This window comes from Fibrella aquatilis (genome assembly GCF_017353255.1).
In the GTDB taxonomy this organism is placed as follows: Bacteria; Bacteroidota; Bacteroidia; order Cytophagales; family Spirosomataceae; genus Fibrella; species Fibrella aquatilis.
In genome coordinates this window covers 271,843-290,785 of sequence record NZ_JAFMYU010000005.1, presented here as the reverse complement: position 1 = coordinate 290,785, position 18,943 = coordinate 271,843, and the positions used below count along the sequence as shown (strand labels likewise).

12 protein-coding genes are annotated in these 18,943 nt (G+C 54.4%); 6 read left to right on the top strand and 6 right to left on the bottom strand.

The window, feature by feature from the left end; translation table 11 throughout:
• Positions 1 to 3: 3 nt before the first annotated feature.
• Complete coding sequence (locus J2I48_RS08960; protein WP_207335074.1) at positions 4 to 3,036, bottom strand: SusC/RagA family TonB-linked outer membrane protein; 3,033 nt, start codon at positions 3,034 to 3,036, stop codon at positions 4 to 6.
• 487 nt (positions 3,037 to 3,523) lie between these two features.
• Between J2I48_RS08960 and J2I48_RS08955 the strand changes: the two genes are divergently transcribed.
• Positions 3,524 to 6,526 (top strand): FAD-binding and (Fe-S)-binding domain-containing protein, encoded by a 3,003-nt coding sequence (locus tag J2I48_RS08955; RefSeq protein WP_207335073.1) that lies wholly within the window; start codon positions 3,524 to 3,526, stop codon positions 6,524 to 6,526.
• Positions 6,527 to 6,615: 89 nt separating this feature from the next.
• The gene (locus J2I48_RS08950; protein WP_207335072.1) at positions 6,616 to 8,592 is read left to right on the top strand and encodes a M1 family metallopeptidase; all 1,977 of its coding nucleotides are present in this window, start codon (positions 6,616 to 6,618) and stop codon (positions 8,590 to 8,592) included.
• Between the two features lie 78 nt (positions 8,593 to 8,670).
• Here J2I48_RS08950 and J2I48_RS08945 read toward each other — a convergent pair whose 3' ends face one another.
• Positions 8,671 to 9,642 (bottom strand): quinone oxidoreductase family protein, encoded by a 972-nt coding sequence (locus tag J2I48_RS08945; protein WP_207335071.1) that lies wholly within the window; start codon positions 9,640 to 9,642, stop codon positions 8,671 to 8,673.
• Between the two features lie 125 nt (positions 9,643 to 9,767).
• On the opposite strand from J2I48_RS08945, the gene J2I48_RS08940 reads away from it, so the two are divergent.
• Positions 9,768 to 11,123 carry a vanadium-dependent haloperoxidase gene (locus J2I48_RS08940; RefSeq protein ID WP_207335070.1) on the top strand — a complete coding sequence of 452 codons (1,356 nt, stop codon included), beginning with the start codon at positions 9,768 to 9,770 and terminating at the stop codon, positions 11,121 to 11,123.
• A gap of 72 nt (positions 11,124 to 11,195) precedes the next feature.
• On the opposite strand, the gene J2I48_RS08935 is transcribed toward J2I48_RS08940, so the two are convergent.
• Both J2I48_RS08935 and J2I48_RS08930 read right to left on the bottom strand, forming a co-directional pair.
• Complete coding sequence (locus J2I48_RS08935; RefSeq protein WP_207335069.1) at positions 11,196 to 11,945, bottom strand: ABC transporter ATP-binding protein; 750 nt, start codon at positions 11,943 to 11,945, stop codon at positions 11,196 to 11,198.
• A gap of 45 nt (positions 11,946 to 11,990) precedes the next feature.
• Positions 11,991 to 12,722 (bottom strand): MlaE family ABC transporter permease, encoded by a 732-nt coding sequence (locus tag J2I48_RS08930; RefSeq protein WP_207335068.1) that lies wholly within the window; start codon positions 12,720 to 12,722, stop codon positions 11,991 to 11,993.
• Positions 12,723 to 12,853: 131 nt separating this feature from the next.
• Here J2I48_RS08930 and J2I48_RS08925 point away from each other — a divergent pair, with 131 nt between their 5' ends.
• From J2I48_RS08925 to J2I48_RS08915, 3 genes are all read left to right on the top strand, one after another.
• A complete protein-coding gene (locus J2I48_RS08925) occupies positions 12,854 to 13,528 on the top strand; it encodes an SDR family oxidoreductase (protein WP_207335145.1) in 675 nt (224 codons plus the stop codon).
• 45 nt (positions 13,529 to 13,573) lie between these two features.
• Entirely contained in the window at positions 13,574 to 15,406 is a 1,833-nt protein-coding gene (locus tag J2I48_RS08920) for an ABC transporter ATP-binding protein (protein WP_207335067.1), read from the top strand.
• Between the two features lie 195 nt (positions 15,407 to 15,601).
• Positions 15,602 to 16,708, top strand: coding sequence for an LBF_2804 family protein (locus J2I48_RS08915; RefSeq protein ID WP_229375975.1), 1,107 nt, complete (start codon positions 15,602 to 15,604; stop codon positions 16,706 to 16,708).
• A 135-nt stretch (positions 16,709 to 16,843) separates the two neighbouring features.
• Here the strand turns inward: J2I48_RS08915 and J2I48_RS08910 are convergent, their stop codons facing one another.
• Complete coding sequence (locus J2I48_RS08910; protein WP_207335065.1) at positions 16,844 to 17,809, bottom strand: nucleoside hydrolase; 966 nt, start codon at positions 17,807 to 17,809, stop codon at positions 16,844 to 16,846.
• A 25-nt stretch (positions 17,810 to 17,834) separates the two neighbouring features.
• On the bottom strand, positions 17,835 to 18,851 hold the full coding sequence (locus J2I48_RS08905) for a phosphotransferase (RefSeq protein ID WP_207335064.1): 1,017 nt from the start codon (positions 18,849 to 18,851) through the stop codon (positions 17,835 to 17,837).
• Positions 18,852 to 18,943 lie beyond the last annotated feature (92 nt).

Genomic DNA, 18,943 nt, shown 5'->3' with positions numbered 1-18,943 from the left:
AGATTAAAATGCAAGGTTAGCACCAAGCGTGATAGTCCGGGCGCGTGGGTAGGCCGTGTAATCGATACCCAGCGATGGTACACCGTTGATGGCTTTGTTGGTATTTACTTCGGGGTCCTGACCGGTGTAGCTCGTGAAGAGCAACAGGTTTTGGCCTGTTACAAACACACGCAGGTTCGACAGAACCGAACTGTTGCCGGTGTTAAACTTGTAGCCAAGGCTGGCGTTCTGTAGCCGTACGAACGAACCTGACTCCAGGAAGCGGGTCGATACGTCAGGGGCGTTGAAGCCGCCTTCTTTCAGGGCTGGTACATCGCGCGTTACGTTACGACCGTTGTTGAACGCACCCTTTGTAAAGTAAGCGTTGGCCGTATTGTTGTAGATGTAATTGCCGAAAACGCCGTTGAAGAACAGGCTCAGGCTGAAGTTCTTCCAACGAATGTTGTTGGTCAGACCACCCGTAACGGTTGGCAGTGGGCTTTTGCCCAAAAACTTCTGCACGTCACCACCAGCGTAAATCGAGTTGCCCGATTCATCATAGCCGCTGAAGTCACGCAGGAAGAACGCAAACAGGGGCTGTCCTTCGGCAATCCGTTGCGAGAACGCACCCGTCAGACCCTGACCGCTGATAGCGCCCGTGTTGATCAGACCGGCAAAGTTTTTCACCACGTTGTCGTTGTAGGCGGCGTTGAACTGTACATCCCAGCCAAAATCTTTCTTATCAACGGCTACCACGTTCAGGCCCAGTTCAATACCCTGGTTGATCACATTCGCGTCAAGGTTTTTCCAAACGAACGGAGTCAGGGCAGGCTGTGCCGACGTTACCTGAATCAGCAGGTCAGTGGTGTTCTTGTGGTAGTATTCGATGTTACCCGTCACGCGGTTACCAGCCAAAGCAAAGTCAACACCGATGTTGGTTTGCGCTGTCTGCTCCCATTTCAGGTTCGGGTTCGGGAAGGCCACATCGTTTAGACCACCGCCGTTGATGTCGTTGGCGTCTGAGTTGGTCCCCCAATCACCGTACCGTTGCCGTTGCGTATACAGGTTGTGCGGAATTTCCTGGTTACCCGTAATACCGTAGCCCACGCGAAGTTTCAGATCCGAGAAAACGTTTTTCGGGATGAAGGCTTCGTCGCTCAGCTTGTAAGCCAACGCTGCCGAAGGGAAATAACCAACCTGGTTACCGCTACCAAAACGAGTCGAGCCGTCGGCACGCAGCGTAGCTGTGGCCAGGAACTTACCAAAGCCCACGTTCACACGACCGAAATAAGACCGGATTTCATCGTAAGAAGCATATGAGTTGGCCAGCAAGCTACCCGACAAACCTTTCGAGTTGTCGGCCGAGGCCGCGTTGTTGATCATCAGATCCAGGTTGTTCGTACGGAAGTTCGAAGCCGTAGTACGCTTCGAGAAATAATCGAAGCTCTGGTATTCATAACCCAGGGTGGCGCTCAGGTTTATTTTGCCAATTTCTTTGTCATAAGAGAAATAGCCGTCGAACAGGGTATTATTCACCTCAATGTCGTTGAAAATCAGGCGACCTACGTTCTGAATATCCTGATACAGCAGGTCTTTCGAGAAAGCCGCTTTACGTGACGACATTGATTTGTCAAAACCGTAGACTGCTTTGAATTTCAGGCCGCTGAAGATCTCATACTCGGCATTGAGGTTACCCAACGTACGGAGCGTTCCGGTGTTGTCGCGCGAGAGGCCGAGTAACGCGGCTGGGTTTGGCTCAGCAATATTCTTCGACTGCTTATAGGTCCCATCGGCGTTGTATACAACAGCCGTTGGATTCGACTTTAGAATACCACCCAACAGATCACCTTGGTAACCAGCGTTATCGGTTACCGGAATGTTACCGTCTTTGGTTTGTGACACCGTCACCTGTACGCCCACAGCCAACTTGTTGTTGATAAACTTCTTGTTGCCGTTGAACGTACCAGCCACCCGGTTTAGCGAGCTTTTCTGCATGATACCCTGCTGATCGAGATAACCAAGCGAGAAACGGTAGTTGCCACCGTTACCATCACCACCGCCGTAGGCCAGGTTGTGCTGGTTGGTCGTGCCTGTGCGGAACAATACGTCCTGCCAGTCGGTACTACCGCCCTGATCTTGTGAAGGTTGCAGCGTTTTGTATTCTGCTGCACTCAACAGATCGTACCGCTTCGTGATTGAACTGAAGCCTACAGAAGGTGAATACTCCAGGCTACCCTTGCCTGTTTTGCCTTTTTTCGTTGTAATCAGTACAACACCGTTGGCACCCCGTGAACCGTAAATGGCTGTAGCCGAGGCGTCTTTCAGGATGTCGACACTGGCAATATCTTCTGGGTTCAGGAAGTTCAGTGGATTTTTAGGAGCCGTTGAACCAATACCCGAATTATCGCCACCCGCCGACGTAGCGTCGCCGCTCAGGGGCACACCATCCACTACGAAAAGTGGGTTGTTGTTGCTCCGTACCGACGACGTTCCTCGGATACGGATGTTGATACCACCGCCTGGCTCACCGCTGTTTTGCGTGATAGCCACACCCGGTACCCGGCCCTGGAGCAGTTGCTCAGGTGATGAGATGATACCCTTGTTGAAATCTTTGGTACCGATGGTGTTCACCGCACCGGTTAAATCTTTTTTCTTGGCAGTACCATAACCAATAACCACCACTTCATTCAATGTCTTATTGTCTTCAAGCAGGGTAACATTGATTACCGACTGATTGCCCACCGTAATGTTCTGACTTTCGAAACCTACATAGCTATACACCAACACAGCGCCGTTGGCTGCACTGATTTTGTAGCCACCGTCGGCATCTGTGTTTGTACCACGCGTGGTACCCTTCACGCTGACACTTACCCCCGGAAGGCCCCGGCCACCATTGTCTGTTACTTTACCAGATACACTGGCATCCTGAGCAAACGTTACCTGGGTGCTCAGTGTGAGAAACACCAGTAGCATCAGCCCTAGCCGAAGCAGTGACTGAACCGTTTGCACACGCCGGGTGATTACGGCGCTACCTACTAAGTAGGAATTGTCCATCATAGGTTTGAATTGTTTGAAAAAAAGTTTTTGGTGAATACTACTGGCTTCAAAAAAGTAGCGTTAAGTAAAATTGCCATGCGATAGCCTCTTTATGTTCGGTAAGAAGAACCAAGCGAAACATAGCACCTTACCAAGATTAGGCTTTCTTTTGGTAGGAAACCAGTCGGCAAATTACAAGAAAAAGTTTGTCAGGTACAAATCACTAGGAGTGAAATAAGATTTCCTTAGGTTAAAATGACGTAGAAAACACTGTTAAAATGTGGTGTAAATACTCGCTTTCAGGCTTATCCTACAAGTACAACTTTGGATACAACTTATTTAAATACAGCGTATTAACCACTACCAGCACAGACATTCGGGTAATCTATTTTGATGTAGCTACCTATAATTGTTGCCTGCCACGTTTTGGCCCCTCTATCGTACTTTTGGCATAGTAGAATAGTCTGCTGGTGTGCTCATGACCAGCCACGTTTGTAACCAATTGTATATGACAAAGTCAATGGCATCATTGCCAAGCCACTATACGGGCGAGTTTTACACTGACACCACCACCCGGACGCTCTATGCCACCGACGCCTCGGCCTACCGCGAGATGCCCCTGGCGGTGGCCGTGCCTCGCACCGAAGCCGACCTAGCGCTCCTAGTTCAGTACGCCCGTCAGCACAAGTTGCCCCTAATTCCGCGCACGGCAGGTACCTCGTTGGCCGGGCAGGTAGTGGGCAACGGCCTGGTGGTCGACGTGTCGAAGTACCTCAACAATGTTTTGGAAATTAATGCCGAAGAGCGCTGGGTACGAGTGCAACCAGGCGTTGTACGGGATGAGCTAAACCAGTTTTTGCGGCCTTACGGTCTCTATTTTGGTCCTGAAACCTCAACCGCCAACCGGGCCATGATTGGTGGTATGGTGGGCAATAATTCCTGCGGATCCAACTCTGTAGTATATAGAGCTACGCGCGAACACACGCTGTCGGTGAAAGCAATCCTGTCCGATGGATCGACAGCAGAGTTTGGTAATCAATCAGGCTGGGAGTATACGAAGGCCGTGGGCGAAGCAAGCCGCAAGAATGACCGAACGCGGCCCGGCTCTGCCTCACTGGCCGACCAGATTTTGCTGAAGACCAACGCTATACTGAGTAATCCGGTCAATCAGGCTGAAATCAGGGCGCATTTCCCAAAAGCCAGCATCGAACGCCGCAATACGGGTTACGCCCTTGACGAACTGTTGAGCTGTGCTCCTTTCGCGCCCAACGGTGAGCCGTTCAACTTCTGCAAGCTCATTGCCGGTTCGGAAGGTACGCTTTGTTTTATAACCGAAATAAAGCTGAACCTGGTACCGCTGCCCCCCAAAGAAGGCGGTCTGGTGTGTGTGCATTGCCACAGCATCGATGAGGCCCTCCGCGCTACCCTGGTGGCCCTGAAATACCAGCCGCAGGCCGTTGAACTTATCGACGACATTATTCTGGAACGGGCCGACACCAACGCCGCGCAACGGGCCAACAGCTTTTTTGTCCAGAAAACACCAGTTGGGGGATTCCCCATTATCCTGGTGGTCGACCTCTCGCGGCCTACGCATGACGAAGTCGTAACCGCCGCCGCCCAGATGGAGGCCGAGATGCGGGCGGCAGGCATGGGCTACCATTTTCCGTTGCTCTTCGGCGACGATACCAAGAAAGTATGGATACTGCGCAAAGCCGGGCTGGGCCTGTTGGGCAACCTCCCCGGCGACGAAAAAGCAGTGGCCGTGATTGAAGATACCGCCGTGGACGTCAATGACTTACCGGCCTATATCCGGGAGTTTAATGAGATCCTGAAAACCCACAACATGGCGTCGGTGCATTATGCCCACGCGGGATCGGGCGAGTTGCACTTACGGCCTATCATCAATCTGAAGACCGCCGAAGGCCACCGGCAGTTTAGGATGATTGCCGAAGAGATTGCCACGCTGGTGAAGAAATATAACGGCTCGCTCTCTGGCGAACATGGCGATGGGCGCTTGCGGGGCGAGTTTATTCCGCAAATGGTGGGCGCACACAATTACGAACTGATGCGGGAGATCAAGCACCTCTGGGACCCGGATGGACTGTTCAACCCCGGCAAGATCGTCGACACACCCCCCATGGACACGTTCCTACGTTACGAAGCCGACCAGCAAACGCCCGATTTTCAGACCTATTTCCGCTTTCACGACCAAAATGTACTGCAACATGCTGAGCAGTGTAACGGCTCAGGCGACTGCCGGAAAACAGAAAAATCGGGTGGGACGATGTGCCCCAGCTACATGGCTACCCGCAATGAAAAAGACACCACGCGGGCGCGGGCCAACATCCTGCGCGAGATGCTGACACGGTCGCCGAAGGAAAACCGGTTCGACCACAAAGAGATCAAAGATGTGTATGATCTCTGCCTCTCGTGCAAGGCGTGTAAGTCCGAGTGCCCTTCAAACGTGGACGTGGCGAAGCTGAAGGCCGAGTTTCTGCAACACTACTACGATGCCAACGGTGTGCCCCTCCGGTCGCGGCTGGTGGCCAATTTTGCCACATTGTCGGGCATTGCCAGCTATGTGCCCTGGGCCTGGAACGCGGTATTGGGCACCCCCGCCCTGCGCCGCCTGGCCAACCGCCTCGTGGGTTTCCACCCCAACCGCACCATGCCACTCATGGGGAAAACGACGTTAAAAAAGTGGTTTGACACTAGACACCGGACGCTGGATGCTGGGCCTACGATACAACCAGCCGCTATCCAACGTCCAATGTCCAATGTCCAACGTCTTTATCTCTTCTGCGATGAGTTTACCAATTTCAACGATGTAGAGGTAGGCAAGAAGGCTATCATGCTGCTAGAGCGGCTGGGGTATACGGTGGTCATTCCTGAGCATGGCGAAAGTGGCCGGGCGGCGCTCTCGAAGGGAATGCTGAAATACGCCAAAAACCTCGCCGAGCGAAACGTATTGGCCCTGCGCAACCTGGTTACCGACGAAACGCCGCTGGTGGGTTTGGAACCCTCGGCCATCCTCACCTTCCGCGATGAATACCCCGATCTGGTCGATGCGTCACTAGCCGACGATGCCCGCGACATTGCTAAAAATGCGTTGACGTTTGAAGAATTTATTGCCCGTGAGTTAGATAATAAACGCATTGACTCGCAAGCGTTTACCGATGAAAAACGCCTAGTAAAAGTCCATGGTCACTGCCAGCAGAAAGCAGTATCGAACATGGCTCACAGTAAGCGGATGCTGGCCTTGCCGAAAAATTATACTGTTGAATTGATTCCGTCAGGCTGTTGCGGCATGGCGGGGTCGTTTGGCTACGAAAAAGAGCATTATGATGTCTCGATGCAGGTAGGCGAGCTAGTCTTACTGCCCACCGTGCGGCAACTGGCCGATGATGTGATTATTGCCGCCGCTGGCACCTCCTGCCGCCATCAGATTCACGATGGTGCCCACCGCACGGCCAAGCATCCGGCTGAGATTTTGTACGAGGCGTTGCGGTGAGAGAGTCAAGCCTAATTAAGCCTGCTACGCCAATTCGCGTTCGCCTGCATTTTCGTACTTTCGTGGGTATTTTATCAGTCATCGACTTAATGAAAAAAATCCTTCTTGGTGCCGCCTTGCTGCTTAGCTGGCAAGGTATGGCCCAAACTTCATCAACCACTAGCACAGCGGGTTACGACCCGCAGGTGCTGTTTCACCCGCTGTTTAATATGCAGCCCGGCAACGACTACCGCACGGGCAGTGGTGCCCCCGGCCCGCGCTATTGGCAGAACCGGGCCGACTACAAAATCAATGTCAGCCTCGACGATGTGCAGAACACTGTAACGGGCGAAGTAGAGATTACGTACAAAAACAATTCGCCCGAAGCACTCAACTACCTCTGGCTGCAACTAGACCAGAACGCCTTTAGTGACTCGTCGCGGTCGGCTAAGACCACGCCGATTCAGGGCGGGCGGTTTGGCAACAAAGATTTCGCCGGAGGCAATACCATCACGGCGGTATCGGTAGAGCAGGGAGCCAGAAAGTTGGCCGCTGCCAACTTCCTCATCACCGACAGCCGGATGCAGATCAAGCTCACCGAGGCCCTGAGAGCGGGTGGCGACGTGGTGAAAATTAAGATCGCCTATTCGTTTAAAGTACCTGAATACGGCTCGGACCGGATGGGGCAGTTGAAGCGCAAAGACGGCGTCATCTACGAGATTGCTCAGTGGTACCCCCGCATGTGTGTCTATGACGACATTCAGGGTTGGAACACACTTCCCTACTTGGGCGCAGGTGAGTTTTACCTCGAATATGGTGACATCGATTTTGCCATTAACGTGCCCTGGGACCACATTGTAGTAGGTTCGGGCGAGTTGACCAACCCCACCGAGGTGCTCACCGCCGAGCAGATTAAGCGGCTGGCGCAGGCCCGCACGAGCGACAAGACGGTGATGATCCGCAGCAAAGACGAGGTCACCAATGCCAACTCGCGACCCAAACAGTCGGGTCGGCTGACGTGGAAATTCCGCGTCACCACCACGCGTGATGCCGCCTGGGCTTCTTCAAAAGCGTTTGTCTGGGATGCCGCCAAAATCAACCTGCCGAGTGGCAAAACAGCCCTGGCGCAGTCGGTGTATCCCGCCGAAAGCGCCACCGATGATTCGTGGAACCGGTCTACCGAATACGTGAAGCACAGCATCGAGTTCTATTCAGGCTATGTCTACGAGTACTCGTACCCCGTGGCGACCAACGTGGCGGGCATTGTGGGCGGCATGGAGTACCCCGGCATTGTTTTCTGCGACCATCGCGACAAGAAAGACGGCCTCTTTGGCGTAACCGACCACGAGTTTGGCCATAACTGGTTTCCCATGATCGTGGGCAACAACGAGCGCAAATATGCCTGGATGGATGAAGGCTTCAACACGTTCATCAACTTCCTCTCAGCGGCGGCCTTTAACAAGGGCGAATACAACCGTGAGCAAGGAACCATGCACGACGTAGCCCCGGCACTTTATTTCCCCAAAGAGCCAATCATGACCATTCCCGATGTGCAACCTGCGCGGGCACTGGGCGTATTGGCCTACTACAAGCCAGGCATGGGCCTGCGGATTCTGCGCGAAAGTGTGCTTGGCTCTGAACGGTTCGACTACGCCTTCAAGCAATATGTGGCGCGCTGGGCGTTCAAACACCCCACCCCGCACGACTTTTTCCGGAGCATGGAAAACGGCTCGGGCGAAGATTTGGGCTGGTTCTGGCGCGGCTGGTTCTTTGAAACCTGGAAGCTCGACCAAGCCGTGAAAGACGTGAAATACGTGAACTCGTCGCCCGAAAAAGGGTCGACCATCACCATCGAAAACCTCGATAAACTGGCTATGCCTGCCGTGGTAGAGATTCAGGAAAGCAACGGAAAGAAGACCCGCTTAACCCTGCCCGTTGAGGTGTGGCAACGTGGCGGCACCTGGAGCTTCCGAGCCAACACCACCTCGGCCATCTCGCGCGTGACCATCGACCCCGACGAAAAACTGCCCGACTACAACGAGAAGAACAATGTCTGGACCGGCGAACCTGCCAGCCAGGGGAATTAGAGACGATTTAAGCGCTTGTCGGTTATGATTACAAAACGGCGGTTCTTCGGGGCCGCCGTTTTGTGTTTACTGTTTTCGCTACGGCACCAAAATCAGCTTGCCCGTGGTGCCGCGCCCTTCGAGGTCGCGGTGGGCCTGGGCGGCGTCGGCCAGAGCGTAGGTTGGTTGGATAAGTACGTTCAGTTCGCCTGTGGCCACCCAGTTGAAAATAGCCCTGGCGCGTTCCAGCAGGGCCGAACGGGTGGCAATAAAATGCCCTAGCGAAGGCCGCGTGAGCACCAACGACCCCCGCCGCATTAGTTCGGTCAGGGCTACAGGTGGCACCTGCCCACTAGCCGACCCGTAGGAAGCCATCATCCCCAGTAGGCGTAGGCAGTTCAAACTCCCCTCGAAGGTGTCTTTTCCTACGCCATCGTAGACCGCGTGTACACCCTGCCCGCCCGTGAGGGTCTTCACGGCCTCGGCAAAATCGGTTTGCGAGTAGATAATAACCTCATCGGCTCCGTTGGCACAAGATAGTTCTGCTTTGTCGGGCGTGGAGACGGTAGTGATGACCCGCGCGCCCCGCCTGCGGGCCAGCTGGGTCAGCAACAGGCCCACACCGCCTGCGCCCGCATGTACCAAAACGGTGTCGCCGGGGCGGATGGGATAGACTGTAAAGGCCAGGTAGTGCGCCGTCATACCTTGCAATAATACTGCGGCCGCCTGCTGGTCGCTGATATGGTCGGGCAGAATAATTAGCTTGTCGGCAGGCACGGCGGCATACTCGGCGTAGGCTCCTGGTTGGGTGTTGTAATACGCCACGCGCTGCCCTACGGCGACCTCCGTTACGCCCTCGCCCAAGGCCTCCACCACACCTGCGGCTTCACATCCTGGCACAAAAGGCAGGGGTATGGGGTACATGCCCTTGCGATGGTAGGTGTCGATGTAGTTGACGCCGATGGCCGTGTGTCGGACAAGTGCCTGACCGGCGCCTGGTGTTGGCGTAGGCATAGCGACCAGGGTAAGCACCTCCGGACCACCCGTTTCTGACAATTGTATAGCACGCATAAGGGCAAGCGATCTTATTTAAACTATGGGCTAAAGTAACACTAACAGTGACCAATGTGGCTTGTATTAATCGGCGATTTTGGCGTAATTTTGTAAGACGTATTCTTGATTAACCAACACGTAACATGAAAAAATCGCTGCTTTTCAGTACACTACTGGCGCTGCTGTTTGTAGGCCTGAGCGGGTGTCAGAAGCAAGCCGAGCCGACCGAATATATGCCCAAAGCGGCCAATCCGGAGCGGTATAACGCCTGCCTGAACAAGCTGACGCAGGTGGTCATCCACGACATCTTTTCGCCGCCTGTGGCCAGTCGCATCTATGGCTACGCTACGCTGGCAGGCTATGAGGCCATGGTTGCCTTCAACCCGAATTACGAATCGCTGGGGGGTAAGCTGAAACGGTTTAAAACCCCGCCCCGCCCCGAAGCCGGGCAGGCGTATTGCTACCCCATTGCCGGGGCCAAAGCCTTCCTGACTGTGGCCCGTGCCCTGACGTTCTCGGCCAATTTTTACGACGAATTCGAGCCAACATTTTACCAGCAATTTGAAGCCGATGGCGTTCCCGACGACGTGCGCGAACGGTCGATGGCCTACGGCGAAACGGTGGCCAAGGCCATTCTGGAGTTTGCCGCCAAAGACACCTACAAGCAAACGCGGGGGTTCAAACACACCGTGACCAACGAAGATGGTACCTGGGTGCCTACCCCACCTGCTTATATGGATGCCGCCGAACCCCAGTGGAACCACATCCGCTGCTGGACGCTGGACACCTGCAACCAGTTTGCCCCGCCTAAACCGTTCAAGTTCACCACCACCAAGGGGTCTGATTACGAAAAAGAACTGACGGAGGTGTACAACATTGGTAAGAGCCTGACGAAAGAACAAACCGAACTAGCTTACTTCTGGGACGACAATGCGTTTGTGATGAACGTGGCCGGGCACGTGTCATACGCCTCGAAAAAGATGACGCCGGGGGGCCATTGGCTGGCCATTGCCCAGACCGTAGGGCGGCAACGGAAGCTCGACCTGATGCGTATGGCCGAAGCCTATGCGCTTACTTCGTTTGCTCTGGCCGATGGGTTTATTGCTTGCTGGGATGAGAAATACCGCAGCAAAACCGTGCGGCCCGAAACCGTGATCAACAAGGTGGTAGACCCCAAATGGGCACCGTTTCTGCAAACACCACCTTTCCCCGAATACCCCAGCGGCCACAGCACCATTTCGGCCGCTGCCGCCACCGTACTCACCCAGCTTATGGGCGACAATATTGCCTTCACCGACTCGACCGAGTACCAGTATGGGCACGGGGTGCGGTCGTTCAAATCGTTTAAGGATGCCGCCGACCAGGCCTCCATTAGCCGCCTTTATGGAGGTATCCACTACCGGTCGGCGCTGGTCAACGGCGCAGCTATGGGTGCCAAAGTAGGCCAGAACGTGCTGGAAAGGGCCAAAACCCGCAAGGGTGAAGTAGCAACGAAATGATATTGGATTTTGGATTGTTGCTGACGCCAGAGAAAACGTACGCTGGCGTCAGCAACAATCCAAAATCCAATATCATTTTCTTTCCAGTTCCCGCAGCAGCTTGTTAGCGTAGATGAACTCGTTGAGTTCTTTCACGTCCGAATGGGCCAGGGTGTCGCTGTTGCCTTCCCAGAGTTTGTGGCCTTCAAAGAGAAACATAATTTTCTCGCCAATTTCCATCATCGAGTTCATGTCGTGCGTAATCACCACCGTGGTGATCTTGTATTCGTCGGTGATCTCTTTGATGAGCTGGTCAATCTTGATCGACGTGAGCGGGTCGAGGCCGGAGTTAGGTTCGTCGCAGAAGAGGTACTTGGGGTTCATTACGATGGCCCTCGCAATACCCACCCGCTTTTTCATACCCCCCGAAATCTCCGACGGCATCCGCTGTTCGGCGTTTTCCAGTCCTACGCGTTGCAGGCTGGCATGCGCCCGGTCTGCTTTTTCATCTTCGCTCATTTGCGTAAGCATATCGAGCGGAAATCGGACGTTATCAAACACGTTTTTCGAATCGAATAGGGCCGACCCCTGGAAGAGCACGCCCATTTCGCGGCGAATAGCCTTGCGCGTGTTTTCATCGGCGGTCAGGAAATTACGACCGTCGTAAAGCACTTCGCCCTCGTCGGGGGTAACAAGACCAATCATACACTTTAGCAGTACACTTTTACCCGTGCCACTACCGCCAATAACCAGGCTGGTTTCGCCCGGCTGAAATGACCCGTCGATGCCCGCCAGCACCTGCCGGTCACCGAAGGTCTTGGCTATGTTCTTGATTTCTATCATGGAGGGGCATGAGTGAAGGTCTGGCGTTCATTCACTCATTAGTTTCTATGCCAATAACAATTGAGTCAGTACGAAGTCGGCGACGATGATGGAGATACAACTGGCTGTAACGGCGTTGGTCGAGGCGTTACCGACTTCCAAAGCGCCGCCACTTACATTGAAGCCCTGATAAGCCGAAATGGTAGCAATTAAGAAGGCGAACACCTCTGTTTTTATCAATGCAAACTTGATGCCGAACGGGTTGTAGCTAAAGCGCAGGCCGGTCATGAAATCTTCGTGCGAAATAACACCCACGATAACCCCCGCCAGATAGCCACCCAGAATGCCCAAAAAGGCCGCCATGATGGTCAGTAAGGGAAACATGAGCATGGCCCCGATTACTTTAGGCAACACCAGATACGAGCTTGAATTGATGCCCATTACTTCCAGCGCGTCGATCTGCTCAGTCACGCGCATGGTGCCCAGCTGACCCGCAATGCTAGAGCCAACCTTACCCGCCAGCACAATGCTGCTGATGGTGGGCGCGAATTCCAAGATGGTGCTGTCACGTACAATAAAGGCAATGATGTTGCGCGGCACAAAGGGGTTGTCGAGGTTGTAAGCCGTTTGTACGCAGGTAACAGCCCCGATAAACGACGCAACGATGGCGACGATGAAGACCGAGTTGACACCGATATCGACGCATTCGTCAAGGATCAGGCGTAGATATACTTTGAGGCGTTCGCGGTTGCGGACCAGCGTGCCCAGGAAAATAAAATACCGACCAAGGGTAACCATAGTAAGGGGAGAAGTGGGGTGCCCGACCGCAACGGTCATCTATAGTGGCACTAGCAGAAAGAACGGCCCGGCCCGGCGAATGGTTTCGGGGGCGGCTTCCGTTTGATAGCCGAATGGCCGAACTTTGCCCCATGAATAAGCTGATTGTGGTTACCGGCGGGTCGAAAGGTATTGGCCGCGCCATTGCCGACTTTTTTTCGCAACGTGGTTATGATGCCGTAGTCTGTGCCCGCTCTGTAGATGGTATTTCGGGTGAACGGATGCTCCCCTTTGCCGCCGACCTCAGCACCCGCGAAGGCGTCAATGCACTGGTAGGGTACGTCAAGAGCCTGAACCGCCCCGTCGACGTGCTGGTAAACAACACGGGTACGTTTCAGCCGGGGCAAATCAGCAACGAAGCCGAGGGCACGTTTGAGACGCTGATGAACACCAACGTAGCCTCTGCCTACCATCTTACGCGCGGCCTTGTAGGTGCCATGATTGCCCGGCGGGCGGGGCATATCGTGATGATGTGCTCTACGGCCAGCATTACGGCATACACCAACGGCGGCTCGTACTGCATCTCTAAATTCGCCCTACTGGGCATGAGCAAGGTGTTGCGTGAAGAACTGAAACCCCACGACGTGCGCGTGACAGCCGTGCTGCCCGGTGCCACGCTCACCGCCAGTTGGGAAGGCACCGACCTGCCCACCAGCCGCTTCATGCAAACCAACGATGTGGCCGAAACCGTCTGGGCTGCCTGCACCCTCCCCCCCACCGCCGTTGTCGAAGAAATCCTCATCCGCCCACAGCTGGGAGACATCTAATTTTAGTGGTAAGTGTTGAGTGCTCAACACTTACCACTCCCTTTTATGAACACCTACTTCCGCCTTCTTTCGTTTGGTAAGCCGCTGGGGCGGTTTTTGGTGCCGTATGTACTCACGTCGCTGCTGGCGGCGGTGTTTGCCACGATCAATTTTACGCTGTTGATTCCTCTGCTCAACGTGCTCTTTGAACAGACCAACACCACCAAAGTACAGGCTATGCTGAGTAAGCCTATGCCTGCTCACTGGTATGACGTTACAGCCTGGTTCAATTACTACTTCGCCTATTTCTTTCGGGCTTACGGCCAAATGGGTACGCTGAAGTTCGTTTGTGCAGCCGTGGTCGTTTCGGTGCTGAGCAGCAATATTTTCAAGTACCTGTCGGTCAGGCAGTTGGAGTCATTCAAGGCGCGTATGGTAGCCACCCTGCGCGAAACGGTCTTTGCACGGGTACTCGGTCTGCACCTCGGCTACTTCTCCGATCAGCGCAAAGGCAATCTTATTTCGCACATCACCACCGACGTGCAGGAGGTCGAAAATTCCATTGCCAACACGCTCTCGGCGGCCTCAAAAGAACTGTTTACGCTCATCAGTTTTCTGGTGGTGCTGTTCAGCATTTCCACCCAACTCACGCTGGTGGCGTTTCTGGTGATCCCAGTGTCGGGCGTGATCATTGCCACCCTGGTGCGGCGCATGAAACGCGACGCCACCCAAGGCCAACAACGCCTCAGTGGCCTGCTCACGGTGCTTGACGAAACCTTCGGCGGCATGCGCGTGGTGAAGGGTTTCAACGCCGAAGGGTTTGTGCTGAGCAAGTTCCAGACTGAAAACAACGGCTACCGGCAGGCCGTACAGTCACTGGCCAATCGCCGCGAACTGGCCTCGCCGTTTTCCGAATTTATGGGCGTGACGGTACTGGCGGGCATTCTGCTCTATGGCGGGTCGTTGGTGTTGTCGGGGCAGTCGCCGCTGACGGCGGGTGAGTTTGTGGCCTACCTAGCCATTTTTTCGCAGGTGACGCGGCCCGCCAAAGACATCTCTAACGCCTTTAGCGCCTCGCAACGGGGGCTGGTGTCGGGCAAACGGGTGCTGGACCTGATTGATACCGCACCCGCCGTAACCGACAAACCCGGCGCCATCCAACTGACCGATTTCAAAGACGCTATTTCGTTTGGGCGGGTGTCGTTCGCCTACGAATCGGGTACGCCGGTGCTGAACAACGTGAGCTTTACGCTCAACAAAGGCAAGACCATTGCCCTGGTGGGGTCGTCGGGCGGGGGCAAATCGACCCTGGCCGATCTGGTGCCGCGCTTCTACGACCCCACGTCGGGCAAGGTGAGTATTGACGGCCACGACCTCCGCGACTGCCAAACGGCCTCGTTGCGCAACCTCATGGGCCTGGTGACGCAGGAAAGCATTCTGTTTAACGACACGGTGTTCAACAACATCGCTTTTGGCAGCGCCGCCACCCCCGTCGAGGTGGAACAAGCTGCCCGCATTGCAAATGCCCACGAGTTTATCAGCGCTATGCCCAACGGCTACCAAACGGCCATCGGCGACCGGGGCAGCAAGCTCTCTGGCGGGCAGCGGCAGCGCATCAGCATTGCCCGCGCGGTGTTGCGCAACCCGCCCATCCTGATCCTCGACGAAGCCACCTCGGCGCTGGATACCGAGTCGGAGAAGTTGGTGCAGGAGGCTCTCACGCGCCTGATGGCCAACCGTACCACGCTAGTGATTGCCCACCGCCTCAGCACCATTCAGCATGCCGATGAGATTCTGGTAATCCACAAAGGCCAGATTGCCGAACGCGGCACTCACCAGTCGCTGCTGGCCAAAGAAGGCGGCTACTACTGGCGCTTGCAGACTATGCAACAGGGATGAATAGAGTATGCATCGGGGTTAGTTAAGGTACGATATGTATTGGCAAACAGCATACTAGTTCGTAGGCAAAAACCTAGGAAATAGCATACCTTTTTGTAAGTATACGCTTACGTAGTCGGGATTGTGGGTCATAAACACGCCCGGCCTTTTCCGTGTTATGTGCTTTACAGACCATCCACCATGCACGTCATCAGTATGTCAACACAGCCCCCCGAAAACACGCCCGGTCCAATTGACCAACTGGCGTTGCGGTACCTTCGGCGGGCACTCGACGCGAACCACCCGACCGACGAGCCGTATGTACTGAACGAGGTAGAAACCTATGTAATCCACAAAATCAGGTGGGAAACATTAAGCATGGCGGGCCTTTTTGGTGTGCTGGGCGTGGCTCTGCTTTACATGCCACAATATTTCTGGCCTGCCTTCTTCCAGGGCACGGTGCTGTCGCTGTTCAGCTATGAGGTGGAGGCTCCCCTTGTTACGGTGCTGTATGGCATTTTACTGGTATATCTGGAGATCTACGCCCTACTCTACATTAACCTTCGGGCGGTGCGCTATATCATGGCCGTCTGTCAGTTTCCCCGGCAACATGATGCCCAATATGAACGGCACCTTCAGGCACTGGCCGACGCCGCCCAGGAAAAAGAAAATCAGTCTATTCTGCGCTACAGCATCGATCCCTACCTGGGTCTGCCACGCTGGGGCCTGATGTTCTTCTTCATCGTTAACCGGCTAAAAGCAGCGCTAAGCAACATGGTGCTTAAGTTTCTGGTGAAACGCCTGTTTGGCCGCTTTGTAGTGCGGCAGGTGACCGACTTTGTGAGCATGCCCGTCTATGCATTCTGGAATATCTGGGCATCGCATCGGGTTATCCACGAAGCTAAAATCAGAGTGATGGCCCCGCTTACCGTCCGCGAGTTTGTCGAGAACCTGCACGACGAATGGAAGCACAATGAAGAGTTTCGGAGCCTTATTCCCGAAGCCCTTCAATACGTAGCTATCCTGAAACGGCAATACAATTACGCCCACCTGCTGCTCACCGAAAGCCTGATAAATCGCTTTGGTATTCAGTCAGTTAAGCCAACCGGCAACTTTCTGACCATGCTCGAAAAGACGTCGCCGGAATTGCGCCGTCCGCTGGAGCGGCTGGTTGTTTTCGGCGTCCTTATCGACGGTGATCTGTCGTGGTTCGAGAAGCAGCGCCTGCGGAAATTGAAAGCCCGTGGCTGGCTTACCTATTCCATTGCCGACATTGAAGCTATCGGCGATGAGTACTACAAAGGCCGGGGCCTTTGGGTGTGAGAGGTTATTGGTTATTAGCCCTGCGGGCGTCATTAGCCTTCGGCGTCATTCGGCAGTAATTCATTGCCTTTACGACGAATGACTACCGAATGACGCCGAAGGCTAATGACGCCCGCAGGGCTAGTGACCAATAACTTATTTCAGACTTTCTAACACAATTTCTTCGAAGCCGGGTAATGTCTTATAGGCATAGGTAGCCCGCCAGGGGGTGTCTTTGTAGTCATATGACACTTCGAGATAGGGTTTCTGGCCGTTGCCGCCCGTATCGGCCCGGCGGGTGTTAATGCGCACGGGTATGTTTTCGTAGTACTTGAAGTAGTTGGGATGAGTGAGGTAACCCAGCGGTGTGGTGTCCCAAGGTACAAATCCGTCTACGCCAAAGGCCGCTTTGTTGAGCAACTGCCACGGGCGCAGGGTCTTGCTCAGCCACTGATCGCCCTCAGAACCACGTGCCAGAAAATCAAGGTCAGTACGGCCCAAAAATGTGTAAACGCTGCATTCATAACCTGACAGCACCACTTTTACGCCCGAATCGAAGAGAATACGAAATGCATCGGGGTCCATCTCGAAATTGTAGTCGCCCACGGTTATTTTCTCCAGTCCGGGCCGAAACGGCAGGCCCGGCGTACGCCCCGCACACACTACCACAACCTCAATCTGTTTGGCCAGTTCGGGGTGGTTTTTGAGTACCGTGGCTACGTTGGTAAGGGGGCCAATGGCCAAAATGGGCATCCGTTCGCGGCGCAGGGCTTCGGCCATAGCACGGCTGGCATCGGTTTCGCGGCCAGCGTCTCGGAGGGTATCTGACCCCCGAAAAACGGGAATAACACGGCCCGTTTTGTTGTAGTAGCCCAGCAGTTTCTGGGTTATACTGTGGCCATAGTTTACGTAGGTCACTGTGCTGATACCCACTAGTTGCACTTTGTCGCTATGGCGCAGAGCCATCATGAGCGCAATGGCATCGTCTACTTCGCGGGCGCCCTGTCTGTCGGGCAGCCCCACCATAATGTCGGTGTCGAGCCAGATGTGTTTGGGGGCTGATGGAGCCGTTTGTGCAACGCTCAGCAGCGGCAGAAGTAAAGAAAGAAGGACGTATTTCATTCGTTGACAGATATAAACAATGGCCTTAGGCCGTATGAATCAGCTGGGCCGCTTTGGCCAGTAGTACTTTTTTTTCAGCCAGCGACAGACTCAGCGGCAACTGCGCCAGGCCAATCAGCCGGCGCATGATTTCGACACCCGTAAACTGATGCAGCAGGGTGTCATTGAACCCATCGGGGCGGTCATACAGGTGCAACACCTGCTCCAGCACGGCCATGGGCTGCCGGGCCATGTGCAGGTGTGCCAGCATCACGCCCAGGTCAAATTCGGGCGGGCCGTAGAAACAAAATTCAGGGTCTATAATGCGCGTACCTGCCTTTGTATGTAGCCAGCTACCCGGATAATAATCGCCATGCAACAGTGAGTAGAATTCAGCACGGTTATTGCTCGTATACTGCTCAGCCAGCGTAGCAATGGCCTTTTTCAGTGCATCGTCTTGTTTGCAAGGCATAGCCAATGCCTGCAAACCGGCCTGAACAGTATCCAGATCGAAGCCATTATCGGCTAGAAAAGGGTAGTTGAAAATATGTTCGGCGTTGAGGGTTCGCATGGCCTGATTAGCAAAGGCCGGGTCGGGTTGAGCCACGCGGAACTGATTGTGTAACAGAGAAATAAACGCCACTAGTTGCCGCAACTCGTCCAGGCTGAGCGTATGGTTGGGTCCGTTGGTACTACCCTGGTAGAGGTGCGTAAAATCGCTCGATTCGCCCAGGTCCTCCAGTACCAGCAGCGACTCGTCGATGTCGGCTCCCAGCAGTTGGGGCATTGCGCCTGTCAGTATGGGGTTACAGCCCACACGCTGGTAGAACTGCCCTTCTATGACAGCCCGTTCAACGGGAGCGGCAATGGTTGGGTATTTTTCAACGTAGGGCCGGGCCTGCTTGACAATCAACGAGCGGGCGTTGGTTTGCACACGAAGCGTATAGTTCATATTGCCTTCGCCGGGTTTAGTCAGCGAAAGCAGCGTTTCATCAGGGCTAATCCAGCCTTTATTGATTAGGTAGGTTTGCAGTTCAAGAGGCTGATTTGCGTCGAGGTACATAGATAGCGGGCGGTTGCAGAATGATGCTAAATGGCTGCAAGGCTGCAAGAATAAGCCATTCAGCAAAGGATTTGCTAAAAATTACGGAGAAT